This window comes from Pseudarthrobacter humi (genome assembly GCF_024294965.1).
GTDB classification, from domain to species: Bacteria; Actinomycetota; Actinomycetes; order Actinomycetales; family Micrococcaceae; genus Arthrobacter; species Arthrobacter humi.
Map to the genome: position 1 here is coordinate 12,545 of NZ_JANCLV010000007.1, position 24,553 is coordinate 37,097.

The 24,553-nt window shown below is 65.4% G+C and carries 24 protein-coding genes; 15 read left to right on the forward strand and 9 right to left on the reverse strand.

Going from position 1 to position 24,553, the window contains the following annotated elements:
* Positions 1-105 precede the first annotated feature (105 nt).
* From NFC73_RS11545 to NFC73_RS11570, 6 genes are all read left to right on the forward strand, one after another.
* On the forward strand, positions 106-591 hold the full coding sequence (locus NFC73_RS11545; RefSeq protein WP_254750318.1) for a hypothetical protein: 486 nt from the start codon (positions 106-108) through the stop codon (positions 589-591).
* Positions 592-609: 18 nt separating this feature from the next.
* A complete protein-coding gene (locus tag NFC73_RS11550; protein ID WP_254750320.1) occupies positions 610-1,146 on the forward strand; it encodes a hypothetical protein in 537 nt (178 codons plus the stop codon).
* Between the two features lie 14 nt (positions 1,147-1,160).
* Positions 1,161-1,790 (forward strand): hypothetical protein, encoded by a 630-nt coding sequence (locus NFC73_RS11555; protein ID WP_254750322.1) that lies wholly within the window; start codon positions 1,161-1,163, stop codon positions 1,788-1,790.
* A 228-nt stretch (positions 1,791-2,018) separates the two neighbouring features.
* Positions 2,019-2,240: a hypothetical protein gene (locus tag NFC73_RS11560; protein ID WP_254750324.1), complete on the forward strand. Its 222-nt coding sequence runs from the start codon at positions 2,019-2,021 to the stop codon at positions 2,238-2,240.
* 17 nt (positions 2,241-2,257) lie between these two features.
* A complete protein-coding gene (locus NFC73_RS11565; protein WP_254750326.1) occupies positions 2,258-2,557 on the forward strand; it encodes a hypothetical protein in 300 nt (99 codons plus the stop codon).
* Between the two features lie 70 nt (positions 2,558-2,627).
* Positions 2,628-4,130: a P-loop ATPase, Sll1717 family gene (locus NFC73_RS11570; protein WP_254750328.1), complete on the forward strand. Its 1,503-nt coding sequence runs from the start codon at positions 2,628-2,630 to the stop codon at positions 4,128-4,130.
* 127 nt (positions 4,131-4,257) lie between these two features.
* On the opposite strand, the gene NFC73_RS11575 is transcribed toward NFC73_RS11570, so the two are convergent.
* Both NFC73_RS11575 and hisC read right to left on the reverse strand, forming a co-directional pair.
* Complete coding sequence (locus tag NFC73_RS11575; RefSeq protein ID WP_254750330.1) at positions 4,258-5,670, reverse strand: amino acid permease; 1,413 nt, start codon at positions 5,668-5,670, stop codon at positions 4,258-4,260.
* Positions 5,671-5,713: 43 nt separating this feature from the next.
* Entirely contained in the window at positions 5,714-6,823 is a 1,110-nt protein-coding gene (gene hisC, locus NFC73_RS11580) for a histidinol-phosphate transaminase (protein ID WP_254750332.1), read from the reverse strand.
* A gap of 92 nt (positions 6,824-6,915) precedes the next feature.
* Here hisC and NFC73_RS11585 point away from each other — a divergent pair, with 92 nt between their 5' ends.
* The 5 genes from NFC73_RS11585 (at position 6,916) to NFC73_RS11605 (ending at position 13,026) form a co-directional block, all read left to right on the forward strand.
* A complete protein-coding gene (locus NFC73_RS11585) occupies positions 6,916-7,419 on the forward strand; it encodes an Lrp/AsnC family transcriptional regulator (RefSeq protein ID WP_254750334.1) in 504 nt (167 codons plus the stop codon).
* 121 nt (positions 7,420-7,540) lie between these two features.
* Positions 7,541-9,217 carry a thiamine pyrophosphate-binding protein gene (locus NFC73_RS11590; protein WP_254750336.1) on the forward strand — a complete coding sequence of 559 codons (1,677 nt, stop codon included), beginning with the start codon at positions 7,541-7,543 and terminating at the stop codon, positions 9,215-9,217.
* 89 nt (positions 9,218-9,306) lie between these two features.
* Complete coding sequence (locus tag NFC73_RS11595) at positions 9,307-9,843, forward strand: DM13 domain-containing protein (protein ID WP_254750337.1); 537 nt, start codon at positions 9,307-9,309, stop codon at positions 9,841-9,843.
* Positions 9,844-10,002: 159 nt separating this feature from the next.
* Complete coding sequence (locus NFC73_RS11600) at positions 10,003-10,320, forward strand: hypothetical protein (RefSeq protein ID WP_254750338.1); 318 nt, start codon at positions 10,003-10,005, stop codon at positions 10,318-10,320.
* Between the two features lie 9 nt (positions 10,321-10,329).
* A complete protein-coding gene (locus tag NFC73_RS11605) occupies positions 10,330-13,026 on the forward strand; it encodes a PEP/pyruvate-binding domain-containing protein (protein ID WP_254750340.1) in 2,697 nt (898 codons plus the stop codon).
* A gap of 57 nt (positions 13,027-13,083) precedes the next feature.
* Here NFC73_RS11605 and NFC73_RS11610 read toward each other — a convergent pair whose 3' ends face one another.
* Entirely contained in the window at positions 13,084-14,307 is a 1,224-nt protein-coding gene (locus tag NFC73_RS11610) for a hypothetical protein (protein WP_254750342.1), read from the reverse strand.
* Between the two features lie 31 nt (positions 14,308-14,338).
* On the reverse strand, positions 14,339-14,758 hold the full coding sequence (locus NFC73_RS11615) for a hypothetical protein (RefSeq protein WP_254750344.1): 420 nt from the start codon (positions 14,756-14,758) through the stop codon (positions 14,339-14,341).
* Positions 14,759-15,475: 717 nt separating this feature from the next.
* Between NFC73_RS11615 and NFC73_RS11620 the strand changes: the two genes are divergently transcribed.
* From NFC73_RS11620 to NFC73_RS11630, 3 genes are all read left to right on the forward strand, one after another.
* The gene (locus NFC73_RS11620) at positions 15,476-16,744 is read left to right on the forward strand and encodes an MFS transporter (protein ID WP_254750346.1); all 1,269 of its coding nucleotides are present in this window, start codon (positions 15,476-15,478) and stop codon (positions 16,742-16,744) included.
* A gap of 8 nt (positions 16,745-16,752) precedes the next feature.
* Positions 16,753-17,640 (forward strand): potassium channel family protein, encoded by an 888-nt coding sequence (locus tag NFC73_RS11625; RefSeq protein ID WP_254750348.1) that lies wholly within the window; start codon positions 16,753-16,755, stop codon positions 17,638-17,640.
* Positions 17,641-17,771: 131 nt separating this feature from the next.
* Positions 17,772-18,839 (forward strand): glycerophosphodiester phosphodiesterase family protein, encoded by a 1,068-nt coding sequence (locus NFC73_RS11630; RefSeq protein ID WP_254750350.1) that lies wholly within the window; start codon positions 17,772-17,774, stop codon positions 18,837-18,839.
* Between the two features lie 48 nt (positions 18,840-18,887).
* On the opposite strand, the gene NFC73_RS11635 is transcribed toward NFC73_RS11630, so the two are convergent.
* Positions 18,888-20,249: an MFS transporter gene (locus NFC73_RS11635; RefSeq protein WP_254750352.1), complete on the reverse strand. Its 1,362-nt coding sequence runs from the start codon at positions 20,247-20,249 to the stop codon at positions 18,888-18,890.
* Positions 20,250-20,907: 658 nt separating this feature from the next.
* Here NFC73_RS11635 and NFC73_RS11640 point away from each other — a divergent pair.
* Entirely contained in the window at positions 20,908-21,663 is a 756-nt protein-coding gene (locus NFC73_RS11640) for an ArsR/SmtB family transcription factor (protein WP_254750354.1), read from the forward strand.
* A 30-nt stretch (positions 21,664-21,693) separates the two neighbouring features.
* Here NFC73_RS11640 and NFC73_RS11645 read toward each other — a convergent pair whose 3' ends face one another.
* The 4 genes from NFC73_RS11645 to NFC73_RS11660 form a co-directional block, all read right to left on the reverse strand.
* On the reverse strand, positions 21,694-22,368 hold the full coding sequence (locus tag NFC73_RS11645) for a HipA domain-containing protein (protein ID WP_254750356.1): 675 nt from the start codon (positions 22,366-22,368) through the stop codon (positions 21,694-21,696).
* A complete protein-coding gene (locus NFC73_RS11650; protein WP_254750358.1) occupies positions 22,340-22,816 on the reverse strand; it encodes a HipA N-terminal domain-containing protein in 477 nt (158 codons plus the stop codon). Before NFC73_RS11650 ends, NFC73_RS11645 begins: the two co-directional genes overlap by 29 nt.
* A complete protein-coding gene (locus tag NFC73_RS11655; protein WP_252573733.1) occupies positions 22,813-23,070 on the reverse strand; it encodes a helix-turn-helix transcriptional regulator in 258 nt (85 codons plus the stop codon). Before NFC73_RS11655 ends, NFC73_RS11650 begins: the two co-directional genes overlap by 4 nt.
* A 231-nt stretch (positions 23,071-23,301) precedes the next feature.
* Positions 23,302-24,405, reverse strand: a complete 1,104-nt coding sequence (locus NFC73_RS11660) for a methyltransferase (RefSeq protein WP_254750696.1) — start codon at positions 24,403-24,405, stop codon at positions 23,302-23,304.
* Positions 24,406-24,553 lie beyond the last annotated feature (148 nt).

Consider the following 24,553-nt stretch of genomic DNA (forward strand, 5'->3'; position numbering starts at 1 on the left):
TTCGACTTCTGATGCCGGTCGTATAACCTTCAAGCAAGGTGCGCTGCTGGGGGAAGCTGGCTGGGCTCCGTTCTAAGCTCGACCCGCGCCCGAAAGAAGCTCACCATGTCTGAGACCACTACTGAAGTAAGGCCACCAGCAAACCGCACCAAGCTGATTCTGATCGTTGTCGGAGCCTTGGTCGTCGTACTGTTGGCCGTCATCGCCATCTCCGTGTCCTCCCAGGCCATCCGGGCGGGCCAGGAAGCGGACGCCAAAGCGAGTGCCGAAGCCAGTGAGGCCGCCATGCTAAAGGCTGTACTAGAGGCCCAGAAGCTTGTGGATGCGGAAAAAGCCAAGATGGCCAAGGATGCCAACTACGTCTGCGAAACGCGGCTCAAGGAAAAGCTTCCAACTGCCACTGTCCAGGCAGGCAAAACCGTCTCCACGTTCAGGGCTTCTGACGGCAGCTACGACACCAAGGGCGCGTACACCGACGCTCCTGCCGGCAATCCCATCCCGATGCAGTTCGTCTGCTCATCCATCAAGGGCACTGGTACTAGCTGGACAGTCTTTTTGAGTTCTGTGGGCCGCGGCTCAATGGTTCCGTAAGCCGGAGAAGTAAAAGACTTGGACCGTCGACGCAAGATCCAGAACATCATGATTGCTGCGGCTTTGCTCGGTATCGCACTAGCAGTCGCTGTAGCCATGTCAGTCAACGGGCTACCGGGAGCAACTGAGAATCCTAATGAGGCCGACAACAAGGCCAGTGACTGGGTAAGTGCAACTGGTTCGGCTATTGGAGCCATAGGCACGGCTGGCGCTCTTTGGTTAGGAGCGGTTACTTTTCGCCGGCAGGTGAGAGACCAGCATCGCGTACAGGCAGCGGCCATTACCGTGTCGATATCGCAGGACCCGGACCAGGGCAAGGGTGCAATCGTTGAGGTCAGAAACGACAGTCCGTTTCCGATTTACACAGTTATCCTTGTGGCCTCGAAGCCAGACAAGACAGTTCTGAGGCAGGAGATGCAGGCTGCAATTCCACCCCGAGACAACTTCCCGATGAAGACTCTGATGATGAACAATATGAGTGCTTACGCCGACTTTAAAGACAGCTCTGGAACGAAATGGCGTCGCTGGTTCAATGGCGATTTGGAAGAGCGTTAGCCAAAATGGAACGAGTGAAGAAAGCCTTGGTCAAGTTCTGGCATTGGAAGCACTGGCCGGTAATCCTGGGTAGCGCTGCGATCCTGTTGGGCATCGTCGTAGTCGTCGCCTCGACGTCCAGTTTCATGCAAGGCCCAACGGCGGTGCAGCCACCGAATGCCGCCGAATGGCTAAGCGCTATTTCAACGTTCTGGGGAGCAATAGCTACCGCAGTTGGCGCGATAGTCACGGCTGGGGCAGTTTTGATCGCAGCGCTCACCTACAAGCACCAGGTGGATGAGAAGAACCGTGAGGCAGAAGATAGGCGGCAGCAAGATAAAGAAAAACGACGGGCGCAAGCACGAGCAGTGAGGCTAGCCGTGAGCCCCCGCGATGGGGATAGATTTGACTGCGATTTGAATAATTACGGCGACCTCCCCGTTTCCGTCGTCAATGTAGTGTCTGTCAACGCTGCGGGCGAGGAAACGGCACGCCGCGATGTCGGACTCCTGATCCGAAACGTTCCAAGACGGGCGATGGTCCCTGACCACGCAGTCCCCTCGACTTCATACGTCAGTTTCAGGGATACTGAGGGGCTTTCGTGGAAGCTCTACTTCGATGATCGGCTGGAAGAGCAAGTGCCGGCTGAAGCAGTGGCTCCCTAACCGCCCCCTAGTAACGGATATGACCCGTCAGTTGGAGGACACCGCCGAGCCCTCGCGCCTTTGGTTCCGGCGGGATGCCCGGCATGGAGCGCCGCAGTGCCGTGGACGCCGTGCGAATTCGGATCGGGATGGCAATTTCCTGGGGCTCTTGAAACCGGGTGAACGGCTGCCGGACCAGGAGGACGTGGCGCTGGGGTTTCGGTCAGCCCGATTACGGCGCGGCGCGCTTTGGCGAGCCTTGCAGAGCAGGGAGTGGTGGTGCGCCGGCGCGGCCGGGCCGGCCGAACGTTTGTGGCGGATTCGCCGCCTATGGGTATTTTGGCGCAGCTCTCGGCCTCCCCTGCCGAGTCCCAGGGGGTGAATAGGTTGGTGGACCGGCGGCTGCTTTTCGAATGCGCAGTAACGCACTACGCCGCCGTCAACGCCACGGCTGAGCAGCTGATGAGCTAGACCGGCTGACACGCGACATGGCTGAGGCCACGGACTGCTCCGTGTCCCACCAGGCCATCGAGCGGTTCTATCAGCTCGTGGGAACGGCGTCAGGGATGGGCACCGCCGTCGAGGTCTACCACGAGACGCTCGCCGAGCTCTACGACTACTTCATCCCCTACTTCATCGAGAAGCTGCACAAGTCCAACCACGACCACATCGCTTTGGTGCCAGCCCTCCGTGCCGGCAATGTTTACGACGACGTGGAGATATCCCGGAAGCACGTGGACATCCTGAACCGGACCATGTTTATGGAGTCGGCGCAGGGCCGGGCTTAAGCGCCAGCCCTGTCTGCCTAACGGCACCAAGTGTGAATTCTGCCTCGTCGCCGGACTGTAGGGTTGTAGCATGACCGGTGCAAAACAGGACGTTCTACGCGAACTCTCATTCGGCCAGCGCGTTGCTGAAGACGAGGTCGATCAACTAGCTGACTACTTCGTTCAGACTGAGCAGTGGCGACAGCTCGTCCGTGGCCAAGTTGACGTTGTGTTTGGGCCAAAAGGCGCTGGTAAGAGCGCCATGTATTCCACACTCCTGCAATTGTCTGACGCAATGTATGAGGATGGAATCGTCCTGATCTCGGCAGAAAAGCCACGAGGAACCCCAGCCTTCAGAACGCTGAGTGAGGATGCCCCGGCGTCTGAAATAGAGTTCGTAAGCCTTTGGAAGATGTACATCCTGTCACTGATCGGATCGATGTTCGATGATATGAACATCGCCGGTCAAAGGGCGGAAGAAGTGAAAGCCGCCCTCGTGGGGGAAGGACTGCTCCCCACATCCAAAGCATCCCTCGGGGCCCGTCTGAAGATGGTACTTGCCTGGGTCCGGCGTCGTTTGGCGCCAGAATCGGTTGAGGGCGGTGTCGAATTGGACCCGTTCACCGGAATGCCCTCTGGCCTTAACGGCAAAATCACCCTTCGCGAGCCTTCGGTTGCAGAGGACGCAGGGGGCGCGGTGTCCGTCGATTCCCTGTTAGCGGACGCCAATGAGGTCATGGTGCTGAATAACCTGTCTGCATGGGTCGTCTTTGACCGTTTGGACGTGGCCTTCTCGGACTCGCATGACCTGGAAGCCAACGCACTTCGGGCGTTGTTCAAGTGCTACCTCGATCTACTTTCGTACTCGAACATATCCTTGAAGATTTTTCTTCGGAATGACATATGGACCAAAATTGTCGATGGTGGTTTTCGCGAGGCTAGCCATATCACCCGCCACCTTACGATCAATTGGTCGCAGGCATCGCTGCTCAACCTTGTCGTAAAGCGCATTCTGAACCGGCAGGCCGTAGTAGCCTATGCCGCTGTAGATGCCAGTGCTGTGCTTTTGAGTGCGTCACTCCAGCGGAAGCTCTTTGATTCCTTCTACCCCGAAAAAATCGACGTGGGGAGAAACAACCCGGCCACGTTCGAATGGATACTCGGTCGCGTTCAGGATGGAACCAAGACGGTTGCGCCTCGCGAAGTAATCCACATTTTGACGGAGGCGAAGTCGAACCAGCTGGCTATGTTGGAGCGTGGAGAAGACGAACCGCAAGGCTCTGAACTGTTTACTCGCCAGGCTGTCAGGGATGCGCTACCCACCGTATCCCGAGTTCGTCTGGAACAGACGATTTATGCGGAATACCCCGAAGTCAAGGCCTGGCTGGAAGCGTTGGACTCCGAGAAGTCTGATCAGTTCCCGAGTTCACTCGCCCAAATCTGGGGCGTAAATGAAGACGAAGCAACCCAACGTGCAAGGCGGTTGGTGGAGGTGGGCGTCTTTGAACTCCGAGGTGACAAGAAGGCGCCGAGATATTGGGTTCCGTTCCTCTATCGTCCAGGACTAGCAGTAGTTCAGGGCAAAGCCATTTAGGGCGCCGAAACGCACTACTTCCGAGACGAGTGACCAGTGGGCCGCGTGTTTTCGAAGGGCGCGGCCGGGAGTACCGGACGCGCCCTTCGTGTGCACAGAACCAACGAAGTGGTTCAAAGCGCCTAATTCAGTCGATGAGCACCGACTGTTTAGCACCGTCCGAAGACTCGACAAAGGACGAGACTTTACCCGACCGGTGGTGAAGCCAGTTCGCCACCGCCAGGAGCGCCACGAGTGCGAAAGTGCTCAGGAGCTGGGGGCGGGAATCCTCGCCGATGAAGCCCACCGTGAAGATTGCCGCGAGGATGACCAGACCAAAGCACGTGAGCCACGGGAAGCCGGGCATCCGAAGGGGAAGCTCCGTCCCGTCGCGGTCGGCGCGGAGGCGCAGCGCAAGCTGGGCGAGGAGCGCGGACGTCCACACCAAAAGGCACGTCGAACCCACAATATTGAGCAGCACGGGAAGCACCATCTCAGGGAAAACCAACTCCAGCACAACCGTGACAACGCCGAAGGCGACGCTGGCGAGGACTGCGACCACCGGGACCCGCGCCTTGGACACGGAAGCGAGCAGGCGTGGTGCTTCGCCGCGCTCCGCAAGGGAGTACGCCATCCGTGACGCACCATAGAGGTTGGCATTAAGGGCGGAGAGCAGTGCTGCAACGGCTACCAGGGTGATGGCGGTGGCCGCGCCGGGCATGCCGGCGGCCTCCAGCACGGCGGCGAACGGGCTCTTCAGCCCCGCCGAACCCACGGGAACAACCGCCGCGATGATGAAGATCGCGCCGATGTAGAAGACCAGGATGCGCCACAGCACGGTCCGGACTGCCTTCTTCACGCTGCGCGCAGGCTCCGCCGTCTCGGCTGCCGCCACGGACACAATCTCGGTGCCGCCGAAGGCAAAGGCCACCACGAAGAGTGCCGTGGCGATCCCGGCGAAGCCATCGGGCGCGAATCCGCCCCCGGTGAAGTTGGCCAGGCCCGGCGACTGCACTCCCGGCAGCCAGCCGAAGAGCAGGGCAGCGCCCACCACGAGGAACCCGACGATCGCCGCCACCTTGAGCAGGGCAAACCAGAACTCGAACTCGCCGAAATTCTTCACGCTGGTGAGGTTCACGGCGGTGAGCACCACGATGAACACGAAGGCCATCAGCCACACCGGCAGGGCCGGGAAAATCATGGCAAGCAGCCCTGCCGCACCCAGCGCTTCAGCAGCGATAACCACCACGAGCTGCAGCCACCACAGCCAGCCCACCGTGGCACCGGCCACGGGCCCGTAGGCCTTGGCGGTATAGACGGAAAAGGCGCCGCTGTCCGGATTGGCCGCGGCCATCTCGCCGAGTGCCCACATCACCAAAATGATGAGGGTGCCGGCCACGAGGTAGGAGATCAGCACGGCCGGGCCGGCGGCCTGGATGCCGGCGCCGGAGCCGATGAAGAGGCCCGCGCCGATGGCGCTTCCGAGCCCCATCATGGTGAGCTGGCGGGGTTTGAGTGCGGCGCCGAGTGCGCGCCCAGACGTCTTTGTCTGTTGTTCCATGGGGAGTCCTCTGGTTGTAGGTGGAACGGGTTGGGGTTTCAGGTCAGTCGATTGTCGAGGCCGTGTGGGCTTCCAGGAGCCGGAGCACGCGGTCGTTGGAGGCGGGGGCGGCAACGGTGATCCGCACGCCGTCCCCCTGGTACGCCCGGACCATGATGCCCGCGCGGTCAAACGCGTCCACCAGCGTCGCCAAGAGGTGGTCATCCGCACGGATCCACAGGAAGTTGCCCTGGCTCGGCTGCAGCCTCCAGCCCTGGACTTCCAGCTCCGCGGCCATCCGTGCGCGCTCCTGCCTGACAGCGGCAACCCGCGCTTCCATCTCCCCGCCGGCGTCCAGCGACGCGACGGCCGCCTTCTGCGCCAGTGCGCTCACTGCAAAGGGAAGGGCGGTCCGGCGCAGTCCCTCGGCGATGGCCGGCGCCGCCACGGCGTATCCCACGCGCAGCCCGGCGAGCCCGTAGGCCTTCGAGAAGGTGCGCAGGATGCAGACGTTCGGGTGCTGGCGGTAGAGCGCCAGGGAATCGGGGCCGCTGCCCGCTTCCGCGTATTCCACATAGGCCTCGTCGATCACCACGAGGATGTCGGAACGGACGGCGCGCAGGAAGGCCTCGATACATTCGTGGCTGATCGGCACGCCGGTCGGGTTGTTGGGGGTGCACAGCAGGATGACCTTGGTGCGGGCGGTAACGGCCGCGGCCATGGCATCGAGGTCATGGCCCTCAGCGTCGTCCAGCGGGATGCGGACCGGCCGGGCGCCTGCGAGTTCAACCAGGATGGGGTAGGCCTCGAACGAGCGCCACGCGAAGATCACGTCATCCCCGGCGTCGCACAGTCCGGTGATGATCTGCTGGAGGACGCCCACGCTTCCCGGTCCCACGGCGATCTCAGCGGCCGTGACGCCGAGGTGGGTGGCAAGCCGTTCACGGAGTTCGACGGCGGCACTGTCAGGGTAGCGGTTCATGGTACCGGCCGCTGCGGCCACCGCGGCGGCGGCAGCGGGCAGGGGCTCGTAGTGGCTTTCGTTGCTGGCCAGAGCCGCAATGTCCAGGCCGGCGCTGCGCCGGCCCGGGACGTAGGGCGGGAGGCCGGCCACCGCGCCACGAAGGCTGGGAAGCGCGGTGTCCGGTGCGGTCAGGAGCTGATCACGGGTCATGAGGAACGATCATGTTGTGATCCGGCCCACAATGCAAGATACGCTCAACCCATTGGGACTTCTGCTCAACTTCTACTGTCTGCGGTGAAAATATGACCATCCCGAACCCCCGTACCGTGGATTCGCTCGACGGCCGGATCATCCTGGCCCTGGACAAGGATCCGGAAGCCAGCGCCCTGGCACTCTCCCGGACACTCGGCGTCGCACGGAACACGGTCCATGCCCGGCTGGCACGGCTCGAGCGCAGCGGCGCCCTCCGCTCCTTCAGCCGGAGACTGGATCCCGCCGCGCTTGGCTATGACCTGATGGCCTTCCTCTCACTGTCCATCAGCCAGACCCGGACAGGTGCGGTGGAAGACGGGCTCGCTGCGATCCCGGAGGTCATCGAGGTGCACGCCACCACCGGGGACGCGGACCTCATGGCCAAGGTAGTGGCACGCAGTACGGCCGATCTCTACCGCATCACCAACCGGATCCTGGAAATCGAGGGGATCCAACGGACCAGCACCGCCATTTCCGTGCTGGAACTCATGCCGCCCCGCTACGACGGCCTCCTGAGCCGGCTGTCGGAGCAGGAATCCCGCCCTTCCAACTAAGTGCAGAGTGATACACGCCACAAGTGCGCATATTTTCACTTCCGGCTGCCTTCTCCTGCCAAATATCCCAATCAAACTCGACTCTCTTGCCTATCCGTGACCCAGCCCACAAGCTTCCTGCATGACTACTCTCACCGTTTCCGGCCGCGTGGCGCAGGTTCTCAGCAGCTACCTCAGCGATGTCTTCGGCGTGATGGGCAACGGCAACGTCTACTTCCTGGCCGCCGCGGAAAAGCTGGGCCTCCGCTTCTCCCCCGTCCGCCATGAAGGCGCCGCCATCGCCGCGGCCGACGCCTACTACCGGACGTCGGGACGTCTCGCAGCGGGCACCACCACCTACGGCCCCGGCTACACCAACGCACTCACCGCCCTCGCCGAGGCGGTTCAGGCGCAGATCCCCGTGGTGCTGGTCACCGGGGACGCGCCCAGCAGCGGTGCCCGGCCCCAGGACGTGGACCAGACGGCAATAGCTGCCGCCCTCGGCGCGGCGACCTTCACCGTCACGCGCGACGCCGCGGGCACCATCACGCAGCAGGCGGTGGAGTACGCACTCACCAAGCGCACCGCCGTCGTTATTGCCATTCCCTACGACCTCGCGGCACTCGAGGCTTCGGACGAGGAACTTCCGGCGCCGTTGGCACCTCAGGTGATGGACGACATCGACGGCGGCCTTGGGCAAGTAGCCCGCCTTCTCGCAGGGGCGAAGCGGCCGCTGATCCTCGCCGGCCGCGGTGCGCATCTCGCCGGAGCCGGCCCGGAGCTCCGGGAGCTCGCCGACCGCCTCGGCGCACTGACGGCCGGAACCGCCCTGGCGCTCAACCTCCTCAACGGCGAGGGGTACTTGGGCGTCGCGGGCGGTTTCGGCACCGACACCGCGGCCGGGCTCATGGGCGAGGCCGATGTGGTCCTCGTGGCCGGGGCGAGCCTGAGCCCCTTCACCATGCGGTTCGGGCACCTGCTCGGCCCGGACAGCACCGTCATCCAGATCGACGCCGCCCTGCAGCCGACGCACCCCCGGGTGGATACGTTCGTCAGCGCGGACGTGAAGTCCGCCGCGGGACGCATCCTGGGGATGCTGGATGGCCTGGCCTCGCCGGCCGCCGGCCGCGCAGAAGCCTGGCGCGCGGAAGCCCGCAGGCGCCTGGCCGAAGGACCGGCCCACCACCCGGGCTCCGACGAGACCCCGGACGGCCGGCTGGACCCGCGCTCCCTGGCCTCGGCACTGGATGCGGTGCTGCCGGAGCGCCGCACGGTGGTCCAGGACGGCGGGCACTTCGTCGGCTGGGCACCCATGTACTGGAACATCCCCAGGCCCCAGGACCTGGTCATGGTGGGGACCGCCTACCAGGCCATCGGCCTGGGCCTTGCCAGCGCCGTCGGGGCGGCCCGCGCCGTGGAGGACGGCCGCACCCTGGTGCTGGCCTCCGGCGACGGCGGCTTCCTGATGGGCCTGTCCGACCTCGAATCGCTCATCGGTGCGGCCAGCAGCGCCGTCGTCGTGATCTACAACGACGCCGCCTACGGAGCCGAAATCCACCAGTACGGCTCCCAGGGCCTGACCCAAAAGCCCATGCTGATCCCCGAGGTGGACTTCAGCGGCATCGCCCGCGCGCTCGGCGCCGAGTCGGCGATCATCCGCTCACTGGCGGACCTTGCCCCGCTCACGGACTGGATTGCCGCCGGCGCGAAGGGAACCTTTGTGGCCGACTGCCGCATCACGTCGAGCGTGCGGGCTCCGTGGCTGAGCGAATGGATGGAGGCCTCGCAGGCCGCGAAGGCGGCGGTGATTGCGGGGTAGCTTAGCGCCGCCGTCGAACGTGGACCTCCCCGGGACCTGGACCGAGCGCTGCCGCGGAACATCAGAGCCGGTCCTGGCGTTGAGGTGGTATGAACAGACGCGTCCTCATCCCGGCTGTTGTGCTCGTGGCCGTCATGGTGGTGGCCGTGGGGCTCTACCTGTTCCAGCCGTGGCGGATCTTCACGAGTTCCACTGTGACCGAGGACGTCCCAGCCGTTGCGCAGACCATCACCCCGCCGCCGGGATCATCGGCTGAGCCTTCCCCTGTTGCCGTACCCCGCGAGGTGGCAACGGGCCAACTCATCAGCCATGAACATGCCAGCAAGGGAAGCGTCAAGATCATCGAACTCCCCGACGGGACCCACATCCTCCGGTTCGAAGGCCTTGATACCTCCGATGGCCCGGACCTGCGGGTATGGCTCACGGATGCCCCGGTGATCGAGGGAACAGCAGGCTGGTACGTCTTCGACGACGGCGGATACCTGGATCTGGGAGCGCTCAAAGCCAACAAGGGCGACCAGAACTACGTGATCCCTGCCGGGACGAAACTGGCTGACTACACTTCGGTCAGTATCTGGTGCGCGCGCTTCGCAGTATCGTTTGCCGCCGCGGAGCTGACTGCCTGACGGAATCCGGCACTCAGCCCCGCGAAGGCCGCAGTGGCTGGCCTGGGGTGTTGCGCGCCAACATCGCTGCCGTCAAAGTAGGGCATTTCTCCCCTGTGCGGCGCCGGGCTCCGGGACTAGCCTGATCCGCATCAGTGTCCCCGCCGTCGAGGAGCCGTCATGGCCGGGTTTGTGCAGATCATCGAATTCAGGACCTCCCGCATCAAGGAGATCGAAGAGCTGGGCCGCCCCTCAACGACCGAGGGCAGCACGCCGCCGACGTTCCGCCGCATTGTTGCCACCGCGGACAGGGACCACCCGGGGAAGTATTTCACCATCGTGGACTTCGATTCCTTCGACTCTGCCATGGAGAATTCCGGCCGCCCCGAAACCTCGGAGTTCGCTGCCAAGATGGCCAGGCTGTGCGACGGACCCGTGATCTTCCACAACCTGGATGTCATGTGGGAGGAGACCGGAAACGGTGTTGACAACGGCTAGGAGCGGGACGTGGCTTCTCTAGGGCCGGAGCAGGAGGGCACCCGAACAGGCCTGCTCGTTGACCTCCGCCAGCCGGCGTCAGCGACGCTGGCAGCAGTAGGCGGCAAGGCCCTGAACCTCGGCAGGCTTGCCGCTGCGGATTTTCCGGTTCCGCCGGGATTCTGCCTGACCACAGCCGGCTACCGGAAAGCCGCTCCCGCGGAACTGGATGCCGTCGCCGCCCGCCTTGACGGCGTCGGACCGGACGGCGCCCGCCTTGACGGTGCCGCGCTTCCGGACGAAGAACGGAACAGCCTCGCCCGGCGCGCCCGCGAGGCGATGATGGCCGCGCCGGTACCGCCCGACGTCGACGCCGCCGTCCGCGAGGCCTACGCCAAACTGGGGAGCGGGCCGGTGGCGGTGCGTTCGTCCGCCACCGCCGAAGACCTGCCCTTTGCCAGCTTCGCCGGGCAGCAGGACTCCTTCATGGACGTGATGGGAGCCGGCGCCGTGGTCGAGGCCGTCCGTCGCTGCTGGGCCTCGCTCTGGACGGACCGGGCCGTGGCCTACCGCACCACAAACGGGATCAGCCACCGCGAGGTGGGCCTCGCCGTCGTTGTTCAAAACATGGTCCACACCGGCACGGCCGGCGTGCTGTTCACCGCCAACCCCGTGACCGGCACCCGTACCCAGACAGTCATCGATGCCAGCCCCGGGCCGGGCCAGGCCGTGGTGTCCGGCGCCGTGAACCCGGACCAATTCGTGGTGGAGACGTCGTCGGGCCGGATCCTGCAGCAGCCGCAGGGCCGCCGGCCCAGCCTGACCGGACCGCAGCTCCACGAGCTGGCATCCCTGGGTGATGCCGCCCAACGCCTTTTCGGCTCGCCCCAGGACGTGGAATGGGTAATCGACGGCGGCGGCAAGGCCTGGCTGACCCAGTCGCGGCCCATCACCACGCTGTACCCGTTGCCGGATGACGACCCGCTCGACGGGCAGGCCGGCCCGGACGCCGCGGGCGCAGGTTCAGGTCCGGATCCACGGATCTACCTCTGCGGCACCCTGCTCCAGGGCCTCACCCGCCCCATCACGCCGATGGGGCTTTCCGTCCTGGGCCGCATGAGGGGCAACAACAAGGGGCCGTGGAGGTACGCGAACCCGGGTTTGCGGATGTATGTGGATCTGACACCGATTCTCCGCAACAAGTCCGGACGCCAGTTACTGGAGAAGATGCTGCCGCTCGCGGACGGACGGTCAGCTGCCCTCTTGCCTGCCCTCCTGGATGACGCGCGGTTCAGCGTTGTCCAGCCTCCTCGTAAAAGATCCGGCCGCAACGGCGACGCTGCCCCTGCCCGGACGCGCTCCAAAGGTGCTGGAGGCACCCAAAGCCTCGGCCAGTTCGCAGGGCTTATTCCCGGCATGGTCCGGGCTCTGTTGTGGCCGGACCGGGAACTGCGGAGGGCGCGACGCTACCAGGACAACCTTGCAGCCCGGCTGGTCCTCCCCTCACCCGCGTCGGCGTCCAGACGCCTCCAGCACGCCGAGGAGATCCTGACCACCACCATCAACGGGCTGATCCAGGCCACCCTGCCGGCTCCCGCCTTGGGATACCTGATGCTGGCCGCCGCCCGCACGCTGCTCCGCGGAATCGCGAAGCCGCGCGAACTTGAGGCAGTCCTGCGCGGGCTCCCCCACAACGTGACCACCATCATGGACCTGGAGCTGTGGCAGCTGGCCGTGTCCCTGCGCAGGGATCCGGAAGCGAGCCGGGCGTTCACGGAGCTGAAGCCCGCTGGACTGGCTGCCCGCTACAGGGCGGGGACGCTGCCAGGCGCCGCCCAGTCCGGGCTGCGGGAATTCCTGGCAAAGTACGGCCACCGGGCCGTGGCGGAGATCGACCTGGGGATGCCTCGGTGGTCCGAGGAGCCGGACCATATCCTCGGCATGATCTCCAACTATCTCCGGGTGGACGATCCCGAAGAAACCCCGGACCGCCAGTTCGCCACCGCCGCAGCCCACGCCGAGGCCCGCATCAGCGAGTTGGTGGAGCGTGCCGGGACAGTGGGCCGGTTACGCGGACGCCTGGTGGGATTGTGCCTGCGCCGGACACGGCAGCTCGCCGGCCTCCGGGAATTGCCCAAGTTCTGCATTGTGATGGTGCTCGCCCAGATGCACCGGCAGCTCGAGGAGGTGGGTGCCGAGCTGGTCAGGAACGGAACCATCGACGCCGCCGGCGACGTGTTCTTCCTGGACTTCGACGAACTGCGCGTGGGCCTCCGCGGTGCGGACCTGAAAGGGATCGTCACCCGCCGCCGCAGGCTGTACGACGTCGAACTCCGGCGGCGGCGCATACCGCGCCTCCTGCTCTCGGACGGCACAGACGTGGAGGCCGCCGCTGTGCCCCCACCTGCTGCCGCGGACAGCCTCACGGGTACGCCGGCTTCTGCGGGCACCGCCACCGGGAAGGCCAGGGTGATCATGGATCCGGTGGGCGCCCACCTGGAACCGGGGGAAATCCTGGTGGCCCCCTCCACCGATCCCGGCTGGACGCCGCTTTTCATGACAGCTGGCGCTTTGGTGATGGAGATGGGCGGGGTCATATCGCACGGAGCCGTGGTGGCCCGCGAATACGGCATCCCCGCGGTAGTGGGTGTCGCGGACGCCACCACCGTGTTGCGTAACGGCCAGAGCATCACCGTGGACGGGGCCGCGGGAACCGTTACATGGTGAGGCCGGCACACACTGGCGGTGAGCCGAGTCTGTGCCGGCCGCTTGGCCCGCTCCCGGTCAGTAGCCTGCCGCCCGGCTGGAGTCCGGCGCCGGCTGGACAGGGTCCCTCCGCGGCGTCCTGCCCACCGGTTTCATCTCATCGGCGAACCGCAGGCCATCCTCAAAGCTGGCCCCGTCCAGCCGCTTCACAAGGCGCTTGGCCTGCCGGAGCACACGCGCCCTGTGGCCGGGTGCGTCCGCGGCCAGTGCATCCAGGACAGTGTTCAGGCGTTCCAGAGACTGCCCGCCAATACGTTCCGTTCCGTCCGACAGCCAGGTGCCGGCGTCGTGCACCAACCCGTTCAGCGCCTCCTGAACGTCCGGGCGCTGCTCCGCGAGCATGGCAAGCGCCGGGCTCGCCGCGGCGAATTCCGCCCACCACGCCCCCAAACCCGGAGACTCACGGAACGCTCCTCCCCGGAAGGCCCGCATCGCGTCGAAGCTCTCGGCCCGCGATTCCTCCTGCCGGGCCCCGCTGCCGGCGCTGAACGAGAACAGCCGCTCAAGGTCGCAGTCCAGCTGCGGGAAGCCGCGGAACACCCCGCCGATTTCCCAGTCCCCGTCCCCGGACTCATCCCCGGACCACCGCCGGTTGATCGTGATCACCGGCGTGGTCACGAGCTCGTCGGTAGTGGTGGTGAACGCTTCCGTACCGATTCCGTCATCGTTGTTCCCGAACGTCCCGTACCAGATCAGCTCCCACCCGGACATGGCGTTCTTGACCGCCGCCTTGACCGACGTGGCGGCCGAGGCCTTCACTACGTCGATCTGGTCCTTGATCTCCTGCGGTGTAGGCGCCGCCAGTGCGTGCTGGAAACTTGCGGCCACCTTGACCACAGCCAACTGGACCGCATCCACAAACGCCGAATACCCCGTGTTAGCCAGGGAGTCCGGCCAGCCGTCCTCCTCCATCAGGGACACCACCACCCCGGCGATCGCGGGGATATCGTCCGCGCCGAGCAGGGCACGCAGCCCCGCATCGTTGACGGGGATGGGTTTCAGCTTGGTGGACCAGAGGCCGACGGCGTCCGGCACCGCCACATCGTCCCCGGCATCCACGTCCGTGTTGCCCAGGTTCCCGTGGCTTCCGTTGCTCGAAACGATGGTGGGCGAGCCGATCAGCCCGGACCCGGCCTCGACGGCGAAGTTATCCCCGTCCACCTTGAAGAACACGGTCCAGATATACGGCTCGGCATTTCCCCACCCATCGCCCTCGTCATGGCAATGGACATTCTGAATCAACGTTTCCAGGTTTAATGTGGCACGCACGGAATTACTCCGAACTCTCATCGTCAAACGCGGATTGCTCTTTTTCATCCACTAACGGCCGGTGTACCGGCCCGCGGATTTGACGGCGGGCCATGGATTGAATCCGCGGCGCTTCGGCCGTCACGGTCAGCCCGGAAACGGCCGAAGCGGCGCACCGTCCCGATGAACTCAATTGGCTGGTAAAACACATTCTTCCCGGACCGTACTGGGTACTGCCCCAGATATTGAAGGAAAAGGCCCACCAACTGTAAAGAATTCCGTTTTCGCACCCTTTCAGATGGCTGGCCAACCCATAGCCAGTTTCCTCAACCCAACTGAAGTCATAACACCACTTGGTCACCCTGCGGGTGCATGTATCGAACCACTCCCAAGGCCATGCCCCGGGACACCAATAGGTTTCCGTTACCACCACTTGCTGCGGCATGGCCGCCTCCTGACACTCCGCCGGCCGTATTGTGGGCAGGCCGGCACCCCGGCATGGTGCCGGGTCTACACGATCATTAGGACCGGTTCCGCTTGCGGAACCGCGGCAGGCGAAAAAGCCTGTTAAGGAAAGCTGCGCGCTGTTCACAGCTGCTGCACGGCGGGATTCCGGCCAAGGTTGTCAGGTCTTTAACCGCGTCGCCCAGTCCGATACTTTCCCCATTACTTATCCAAAAAGAAATTATCCGGCGATCTTGCCAGTGGCGTGACCGCGCCGGCCATTCCTGAAATTGACTATGGGTCATAACAAGTCCCTTTTGGATGTCACCGGCAGGGCCTTTTGACTTTCCGGCCGCCACTGCCTACGCTTCAATATCATCCTCGCCGCAGAGCAGCCCGTCAATACTTTCTGAGTTAATTACTAAAGTCGTTGTAGGCTCTTATTTCCGCAGCCTTCCCGCCCCTCCAGGACGCCTTGCCCCGGCGGAACGGCTGCCGCTGCCTTCCTGGGACTGAGTCAACAGCAACACGAGGGCTGGACTTGTGGTTCACGCGGCGGGATTCACGGCGGACTGTGGTGGCGGAGAGCCGCGGCCCGGCGTCGCAAAAGCACGCCCCGCACGTAAACAATCCGTTTGTCGGGTAAATTTAGGGGAGGAATTGACGGGCGATCGGCCTCGGTTCCAACCCCCTCCTCCTTGAATGGAACAACTCCCCCATGTCCTCCGCGACTTCCGCGCCGGCGGCCCAGCGCTTCCCGCTGGCCGCCATGATGGTCCTGGCCACCATCGCCTTCACCGCCATCACCACCGAACTGCTCCCCTCCGGCCTGCTCCCCCAGATCAGCACCGGCCTGACCGTCTCCGAACCGGTGGCCGGCTACCTCGCCGCCGCCTACGCCGCCGTCATCGTGGTCACCGTGGTGCCCGCCGCACGGCTGCTCGGCACGGTCCCGAAGCGCCCCCTGCTCGTGGCGCTCGTGCTGACGTTCGCGCTCAGCAATGCCATGGTTGGCCTCGCACCCGATTTCACCTCCGCCATGATCGCTCGGCTGGTGGGCGGCCTGGCCCACGGACTGCTCTGGACCACCATGGCCCCCTACGTCGCGCGTGTGGTCCCGGCTGCCAAGGTGGGCAAGGCCCTGGCCATCGTCTTCAGCGGCAACAGCCTGGGCCTGGCCATCGGCGCCCCGATCGGCACCGCGCTTGGCGGCTTCCTCGGCTGGCGCGCGTCGTTTCTGGCCCTCGCCGGCTTCAGCCTGCTCCTCGCCGTCGTCGGATGCTTCCTGCTGCCGTCCGTCCGGCAGGTCGCCGGCGAGGCCCGCCCCTCCCTGCGCGCTGCCATCGCCCAGCCCGGCGTGAAGCCCGTGGCCATCGCCTGGCCGCTGCTGGTCCTGGCCCACTTCGCGCTGTTCACCTACATCGCCCCGTACATCCGCGACGCCGGCCTGCCCGACTACGCCATCACCCTCTCCCTCACCGTCCTGGGCGTCTCCGGCCTGCTGGGCATCTGGATCGCCGGGCTCACCGTCGACTCGCACCCGCGCCGTTCGCTCCTGATGACGACGGCGGCAATCGCCCTCTCGATGCTGCTCCTGCCGTTTGTGGGCGGCAGCCTCGCCTTCGCCCTGGTGCTGATGTCCGTGTGGGGCGCCGGCCTGGGTGCCATCGGCATCTACAACCAGTCCGCGATCCTCCGCGCCGGCCGCGAGAACAAGGACGCCGCCAACGGCCTCACGGTCCTGACCATCCAGCTGGGCATCACCGTCGGCGCCCTCTACGGCTCCGCCGCACTGGTGGTGGCCGGACCACTGCTGGTCCCGGCAGCCGCTGCACTCCCTGTCATCGCCGCACTGGTGATCGCCTGGGCCGGAAAGACGGCGGCGTACCCGCCCGGCCCGCGCGAGTCGGTGTGGAAGAGCCCGCGGCCCATCGAGGGACGGGCGGGCACGTCCAGGCCTGGCGGGCCCGGTCCCGGCCGCCCATAGGATGAGGCATGGACTTAGAGGACACGCTCTGGACGGTTGTGGGCGCAGGGCTGATTCTGCTGATGCTCGCCGACGTCTTCCACACGCTGCTGTATCCCCACGGTTCAGGACCGGTGGGCAGGACCATCATGCGCGGATTCTGGCTGCTGTCTAAGAAACTCCGGGGCGGGGCGTCCCCCATCGCAGCTCCCCTGGCCATGGCGGCTGTCATCGGCGCGTGGGCCGGCCTGGCAGCCATCGGTTGGGCCCTGCTGTATCTGCCCCACCTGCCGGGCGGTTTCATCTACGGCGAGGGAGTGCCCAGGCGGGGTGACTTTGCCGAAGCGCTCTACCTCTCCCTGGTCACTCTCTCAACCGTGGGCTTTGGCGAGATCGTGGCATCGCATCCGCTGCTCAGGCTGGTGACGGCACTCCAGGCTGTCACCGGTTTCGGGTTGCTGACCGCAACGGTCTCATGGATCCTGCAGACCTACCCTGCCCTGAGCCGCCGCCGGGCCCTTGCGCACCAACTGAACCTGTTCCGGGAAGCGGCAGGGCCTTCCGGCATAGCCTCGCTGGAGCCCCGGCATGCTGCCGGGCTGCTCGAAGCAATGGCCCGAAACGTAGCGTCCGTGAGCATCGATCTGCTGTCCTTCCACGAAACCTACTACTTCCACGAAGTGGAGCAGCGGGGTTCGCTTCCCGCCACCATCGCCTATGCCCACCGGCTGGCGTCCGACGCCGAGGGCAGCCGGAACGCCGAACTCCGTTTTGCGGGACGCATGCTGCACGCGGCGCTGAATGACCTGGCCGACGTCCTGCGCGGCAAATTCGGCCACTCGGGAACCACGTCGTCCGCCGTGTTCGACAGCTACGAACTGCACCACAAGCACCGGCGGCGTCCGGAACCACGGTGACAGCGGGGGCGATGACCACCCCGCGTTAACCTCCGCTCCAACTAAGAGCACCAAACGCGCCACCTGCCCTCCCTAGCGTGGATGGTCACCGGCCATCAGCCGGTCCCCGTCACCCCAGGAGGAAACCACCCATGCGCCCAGTCCTGACCGCAGCGGCAGCCGCCGCCCTGATCGCCGCCCTGGCGAGCCCCGCCGTCGCCGCCCCGGAGAACGAAGCCGGCACGCCGCCGTCGAACGCTGCCGGAACCGCAACGTCCGCGATCAAGGTGAACGAGCGCAACGGCTCCCTCGACCTGCAGAGCCACCGCGGCGGCCGCGGCGAGTGGGCCGAGGAGTCCCTGGCCGCGTTCGCGAACTCCCTGGCGCTGGGCGTGACCACCCTGGAGCTGGACACCCACCTGACCGAGGACGGCATGGTCATCGTGTGGCACGACGACACCATCCAGGCCAACAAGTGCGCGGACACCGCACCGGCCACCGCCGGCGACCCCAAGTTCCCGTACGTCGGCGACCGGGTGGCCGAGCTGTCACTCGCTCAGGTCAAGACGCTCAACTGCGGCTTCGTGCAGCTGCCCGGCTACCCGGAGCAGGACGTCATCGAGGGCAACCGGATCGCCGAGCTCAAGGACGTCTACCAGCTGGTCCGCGACACCAACGCCGCCAAGGTCCGCCTCAACGTGGAAACCAAAGTGGAGAGCAGCCAGATCGGCGGTGCGGGCATGGAGTCGCTCACCCGGGCCGTGGTGGCCGGGATCCAGGCTTCCGGCATGGCGGACCGGACCACCCTGCAGTCCTTCGACTGGTCCTCGCTGAACCTCACCCAGGAGATCGCGCCGGAACTCCCGCTGGTGGCGCTCTCCAGCGGCGACGCGTGGATGGGCGTGGGCCAGCCCGGCGCCAGCCCCAACCTGGGCGGCATCGACATCGACGATTACAACGGTTCCCTTCCCCGGGCGGCAGCCGCGCAGGGGTACGACGTCGTCTCCCCCACGTTCCGCTCCGTCACCCCTGCGATGATCACCGAAGCCCACGACCTGGGCCTGCCGGTCATCCCGTGGACCGTGAACACCACCGCGGACATGGAGCGCCTGATGGATCTGGGCGTGGACGGCATCATCACCGACTACCCCACCCGCCTGCGCACCCTCATGGAGGAGCGCGGCCTGAAACTGCCCAAGTCGTACGCGGCGAAGGGCTAGGCTCCCTGGCGTGGGTGCGCGCCGGGCGGCAGCTTTCCGAAGCTACAGCTAAACGCCCTTCCGCTTCCACGCCACCGCCAACCCCAGCACCACCGTCCCCAGCCCCAGCATCACCAGGACCATCAGGCCCCAGTTCGACTGGTTCACGCCGGGCCCGTACAGCACACCGATCAGCACGGTCGCCGTGATGGCCCCAAGGTAGCGGCACGTCTGGAAAATGCCGGCCGCCACTCCCCTCTCCTCCGGCCGGGCGGACACGTACAGGCCCTGGTTCGACGCCGTGCTCACCACGCCGTACGGCACACCCATCAACGCGGTCAGCACAAACACCAAGGGCGGCCACAGGGACAACGTCAACGCCCCCAGCCCACCTGAGGAAAGCAGCAGGATCAGGGCACCGGCGATCAACACCGAACGCACGCCGAACCGCTCAATCAGCCGTACCGTCACCGGGGTGACCAGCACGGACATCGCCGCCAGGGGAAACATCAGCAGGCCCACCAGCCCGGCGTCGTAATCCCCCGCCTCCTGCAGCAGCTGCGGCAGGCCGAAGAACGCAAAGTAGTACACGCCGCTGAAGACGACGAACACCAGATACACCAGCAGCAGCGGCCGGTTCCGGCCCAGCAGCCGCAGGTCCAGGAACGGCGGGCGGAAGCGCAGCTCCCGCCACGCGAACAGCGCGGCAATGACGGTCGCCGCGCCCAGGAGCCACCAACGGTATCCCGGCATCACGTTCAGCAGCGCCATCATCGCCAGCATCAGCGAGCCGACGAAGGCCAGGATGCCGGGGATGTCCGAGTCACGGATCAGGGCTGAGAGCTTCCCGGTTTCACGTCCGGCATCGGCCGGCGCCGCCCGGTGCACCACAATCAGCGCCAGAAGCGCGAGCGGCACGTTCACGGCGAACAGCGCCTGCCAGCCCAGCAGGCTCACCAGCAGACCGCCGACGACGGGTCCCACCGCGGCCGCCGACGTGTTCGCCATCTGGATCCGGCCCAGCGGGCGGGTGGCCGGCAGCTTCGCCAGCCGGCTCAGTTCGGTGACCATCACGACGGCGGACGGGTACGCCGTCGCGGTCCCCACGGCCATGAGCGCGCGGGCCACGCAGACCAGCGCAAAGTTGGGCGCGAACGGCGCCAGCGCGCAGGTCACCGCCACCAGTGCCATCCCGACCGTGAACAGGCGGCGCGGCCCGAAGCGGTCCGCGAGCCTGCCCATCAGCGGCTGCCCGGCCGCGGACGCGAGGTAGAACGACGTGATCACCCAGGTGACGGTGGCGACGTCGAGCGCGAAATCCTCCCGCAGGACCACCAGCGCGACGGCGATCATGGACGAGTTCAGCGGGTTCAGGGAGGTGCCGAGGCTGAGCGCAGCTATCGCGAGGCCGGGACGGGGTTTGTTCGTCACGCCCCTAAGTCTGGTGCATGGTTGCTTTGGGTCACGAACCTTGTGCCCGCGTCGCATCCCGGGCATCAGCCCAAGCTGCCCCATCAGTGCGGCAACATCCGGGTGGGCGCGAAACGTCACAGAACCCGACGCAAGTGGCGGTGCTGATGGACGTTCCCGACATGGAAGCCGTCATGGCCCTCATGCAATCCGAGGCCGGGGCCGAGGCGATGGCGTATGACGGCGTGCTGCCCGAAACCTTGGTGATTCTGGTCGAGGCGTAGTTTCCTTTCTCGGAAGCGCGCGTGCGTCATAATGGCATGTCGGCCGCGGACCGCGCTCTTAGCGACCTAGCACCGAATCCGCGATCTGCTGCGCGGCTTGGTCCGCTGTGAAGTGCCGAGGACTTTGTCGTTGTATACGATCGCGGAGCGTGGCCTGGGTATGCCGAGCCCGGCGAGACCGTCGCTGATCTCCGCCAGTAGCTCCCAGTGCTGGAAGTTGTCCGTTGCAGGAAGTCCCGCCCCGTGGGTGCCGTTTAGCCACACAACGATGGACCGACCCCTAGTCCCAAAGAGCATCAGGAGCTGTGATGTCGCCAAGGTGGAGGGCGGCATGAGCGGCTTCATGCGCACATCCACGCTGGACATGTGACTAATCAGTCACCTATTCTGGATCTATGGACGCCGTATTCAAGGCCCTCGCCGACCCCACCCGCCGGGACCTGCTCGATGAGCTCTTCCGGGAGGACGGGCAGACCCTGCACGCGCTTGAAGCCCGTTTCGAGATGACCCGCTACGGGGTCATGAAGCACCTCAAGCTGCTGGAGGAAGCCGGCCTGGTGGTCACCCGCCGTCGGGGCCGGGAGAAACTCCATTTCCTCAATCCGGTGCCCATCCGCCTGGTCCACGACCGCTGGGTCAGCAAGTATGCAGAACCATGGGCCGCTGCCCTCAGCGACCTCAAAACCAGATTGGAAAGTCCCATGGAAAAGATCTTCGAAATCTACATCAAGACCACTCCGGAGCTGCTCTGGAAAGCCATCACCACCAGCGAAATCCGCAGCAAGTACCAGTTCGGCAACAGCATCAAATCCGACTGGACCACGGGCAGCCGCTTCGAGATGGGCAATCCGAAGGCCGACGGCGCGCTCCTCGGCGAAGGCGAAAACATCGAAGTCGATCCCCCGCGCCGTCTGGTCCAGACAATGACCGCCTTGTGGGGCGAAGACGTGAAGGCCGAAGGCACCTCACGCATCACCTGGGAGATCGAACCCGTGGGCGATTCCTGCCACCTCACCGTCACCCACGACCAACTCCGCGAAGGCGCCAACGAGCAGCTCTATGGCGGCTGGCCGATGATCCTCTCCGGCCTGAAGACTTGGCTGGAAACCGGCGAAAAGCTCACCACGCCGGGCTCACTCATGTACACCTGAGGCGGCTCCGGCCAGCGCCACCTGGTCCGGTTACAGCTGCCTGCGCGCCGTGCTTCCGGCAATGAGATCTTCTGCACGAGCAGCCACGAGGGCGGGCAGGTGCGCGAGGCGCTGGGGGACGGACGCATGAGCCTCCGCCGCCGCAACGAGGATGCCCGTCACGCCGGCGCGGGCTTCCTCGACGTCCATCCCCCAACTGCCAGCCTCCCTCACAAGATGGTCCAGGGTGATGTAGTTCAGCCGGGCCTGCCCGGCCACTGAATGCCCCGCATTGGAGCTGCGCGCATATAGCAGCAGCGTTGGCGCGACGTCATACAGGGGCGCTAACTCCACCTCGCCCGTTTCCCGGATAAGCACCGAGTAGTTCTTGGAATGGGCGTCGCCGTTGCCGACAAGGACATTGAAAGCCACAGCCTTCAACAACTCACTCTTGAAAGCCGCAGCATTTCGGCTGTGCAGCGACGCGGTTGCAGCCACTTGCGCGAGGCGTGACGGTGCCGCGGTCGACTGATCATACTTTGCCGCAGACGCAATCCCCAGAACCTGCGTGAAGTCTTCCTGATGAATCCGCCTGTGGTCCTCCGTTCGGTCATAGCGCTCCACTACCAGGGCATCCCGGGTGCCGAACGTCTCCAACCGTGTCCGTGCCGTACGAAGGCCTGCCGCCCTGGCCAGCTCAAGCGCCCAATGTTCGGCCGCCAGCAAGTCCGGAATCGGCGAATGTTGCCAGGCGACAGCGGCTGGTATTGGCCGGCCCGGGGCGCCGCCTCCACGCTTCCTGCTCGGTCATCGGCAGCAGCTCTCCCCCCTCCCCGGGATCCACGCCGTCGGGAAGGACCTGCACCGCGCCGGCACAGTCAGCGCCCACCGCCGCGAGCAACGCTTTGATGTCCGTGGAAGCAACGCCGTGCAGGTCGGCCAAGTGCGCACGAACCTGACCTTCCGGGAGGAGCCCATCGAAGAAGTTCAGCACTGCCGGACCGTTGATGGCTTTGGACTGCAACGGCAAAGACAACGAGAGCAGGGCAGCGCCGGCACCGTACTCAGCTACAAGGTCCGGGAGGTATTCAAGCCGCGGACGCAACGACGTTCCCGTGAGCCAGGCAATCCGCCGGCCATGCAGCCAGACGGCCAGCCGCTCATTAAGCCTCACTGCTTGACGTCCAAACGTGAAAACCGCGGAATAAGGGCAATATCCCGCTCAAGGGCCCGCACCGCCGCGATGGCCGTCTCCAAAGAAACATTCTCGCCCTGTTCCAGGCGGACGATGGTGTGACGGCTCGCGTTGATGAGCTCGGCCAAACCGCTCTGCGTCAGCTTCCGCTCCTGACGGGCGCTACGGACCGAAGCGCCAAAGGATTTCGAATCCATGGCGCGGAAGAACGGAGTTTCAGCCGGATGTTCCATATATTCACCATAACAGGCGTGAGAAACAAATGGTGAAGATAGTGAACATTCGTTGCTATTTCTGATATGTTCACGATCTTCACCCGTCACGCACTGGCGGCACCAACCCGGGCGCCGTCGTCGCCGTCGTCCGTGACGCACTGCTCGACGGCGGCTGCGCCGGCCCCGGAGGAGCAGATCCATAGCCTGCGTCTGTCCGGTGGCTGGCACGCGTTGCGGCGAAGCTTGTGGCTACCGGGGAACAAGCCGCCACAGGGAGGTGACCTCGGCCGTGCGCGCCTCGAACAGAGGATCGTCGCGGTCCGATGCCTTCGGATGGGTTGGCCTTGTGTCGAGCCGATCCACCACCGTCAGCCCGGCCGCCTCGATGGCGGCCAGCAGATCGTCACGCGACCGCAGGCCAAGGTGCTCGGCCAGGTCGGACAGGACAAGCCAGCCCTCACCGTCCGGCTCCAGATGGTCGGAGAGTTCGTTCAGGAAGCGGAACAGCATCCTGCTCCCGGGGTCGTAGACGGCACTGTCCAGGGTGGAATGCGGCGTGGCCGGAATCCAGGGCGGGTTGCAGACAACGAGCGGCGCCCGTCCGGGCGGGAACATGTCGGTCAGGACGGCCTCGGCACGGTCCTGGACACCGAGGTTCCGGAAATTCTCACCCGCGCAGGCGATGGCACGCGGTTCATTGTCCGTCCCGATCACGCGGTGGACGCCACGGCGCGCGAGGACGGCAGCGAGCACCCCGGTGCCGGTTCCGACGTCGAACGCCAGCGTGTCAGAGGGCAGCGGCGCGGCCGCCACGAGATCCACATACTCACTCCGGGTGGGGAAGAACGTGCCATAGTGCGGGTGGATGCGGCCCTGCAGGGCATCGACGTAGACGCCATTCCGTCGCCACTCGTGGGCGCCAATTGCCCCGACAAGCTCATGCAGTGACACAACCGAAGATTCGCCGATATCGCCGTACGCTTCAGCGGCGGCCTGCCGGATGTCCGGTGCACGGCGGAGCGGCACCACCGGGCCCGGATCTAGTGGAATCAGCACCAGGCCGAGAATGCGCGCACGGTGCGAGGCGGACTGGCGATGCCGATAAAACTTTTCAGCCGGAGTTGCAGCGGTCTTCTTCTTTCCGGCGCCTACCCGCCGGTCGAGGGCGTTGAGGATCTGCCGCGCGTTGTGGAAGTCACCGTGCCAGAGCATCGCGATCCCCTGTGACGCCATCCGGTTCGCCTCATCGGCCGTGAGGGAGTCAGTAACCACTTCGACGCGCGCCGGCGCCGGTCTGCCGTTCGCCGAACGCCAGCGCGCGGTCCTGCTGACACCAGCCTCGACCCAGGTCACGACGGCGGGATCATCCACCGCTGTGCGCGAGGGATTGGGAGCCGACGTCGGGATTCCCACGGGAGCTGGTGTGTCAGTAGTGATTTGGATCCATTCCAAGAGTCCGGGGGCCGCGGCGAGTGGCGATTGCGGCGGGCCAGTATGGCCA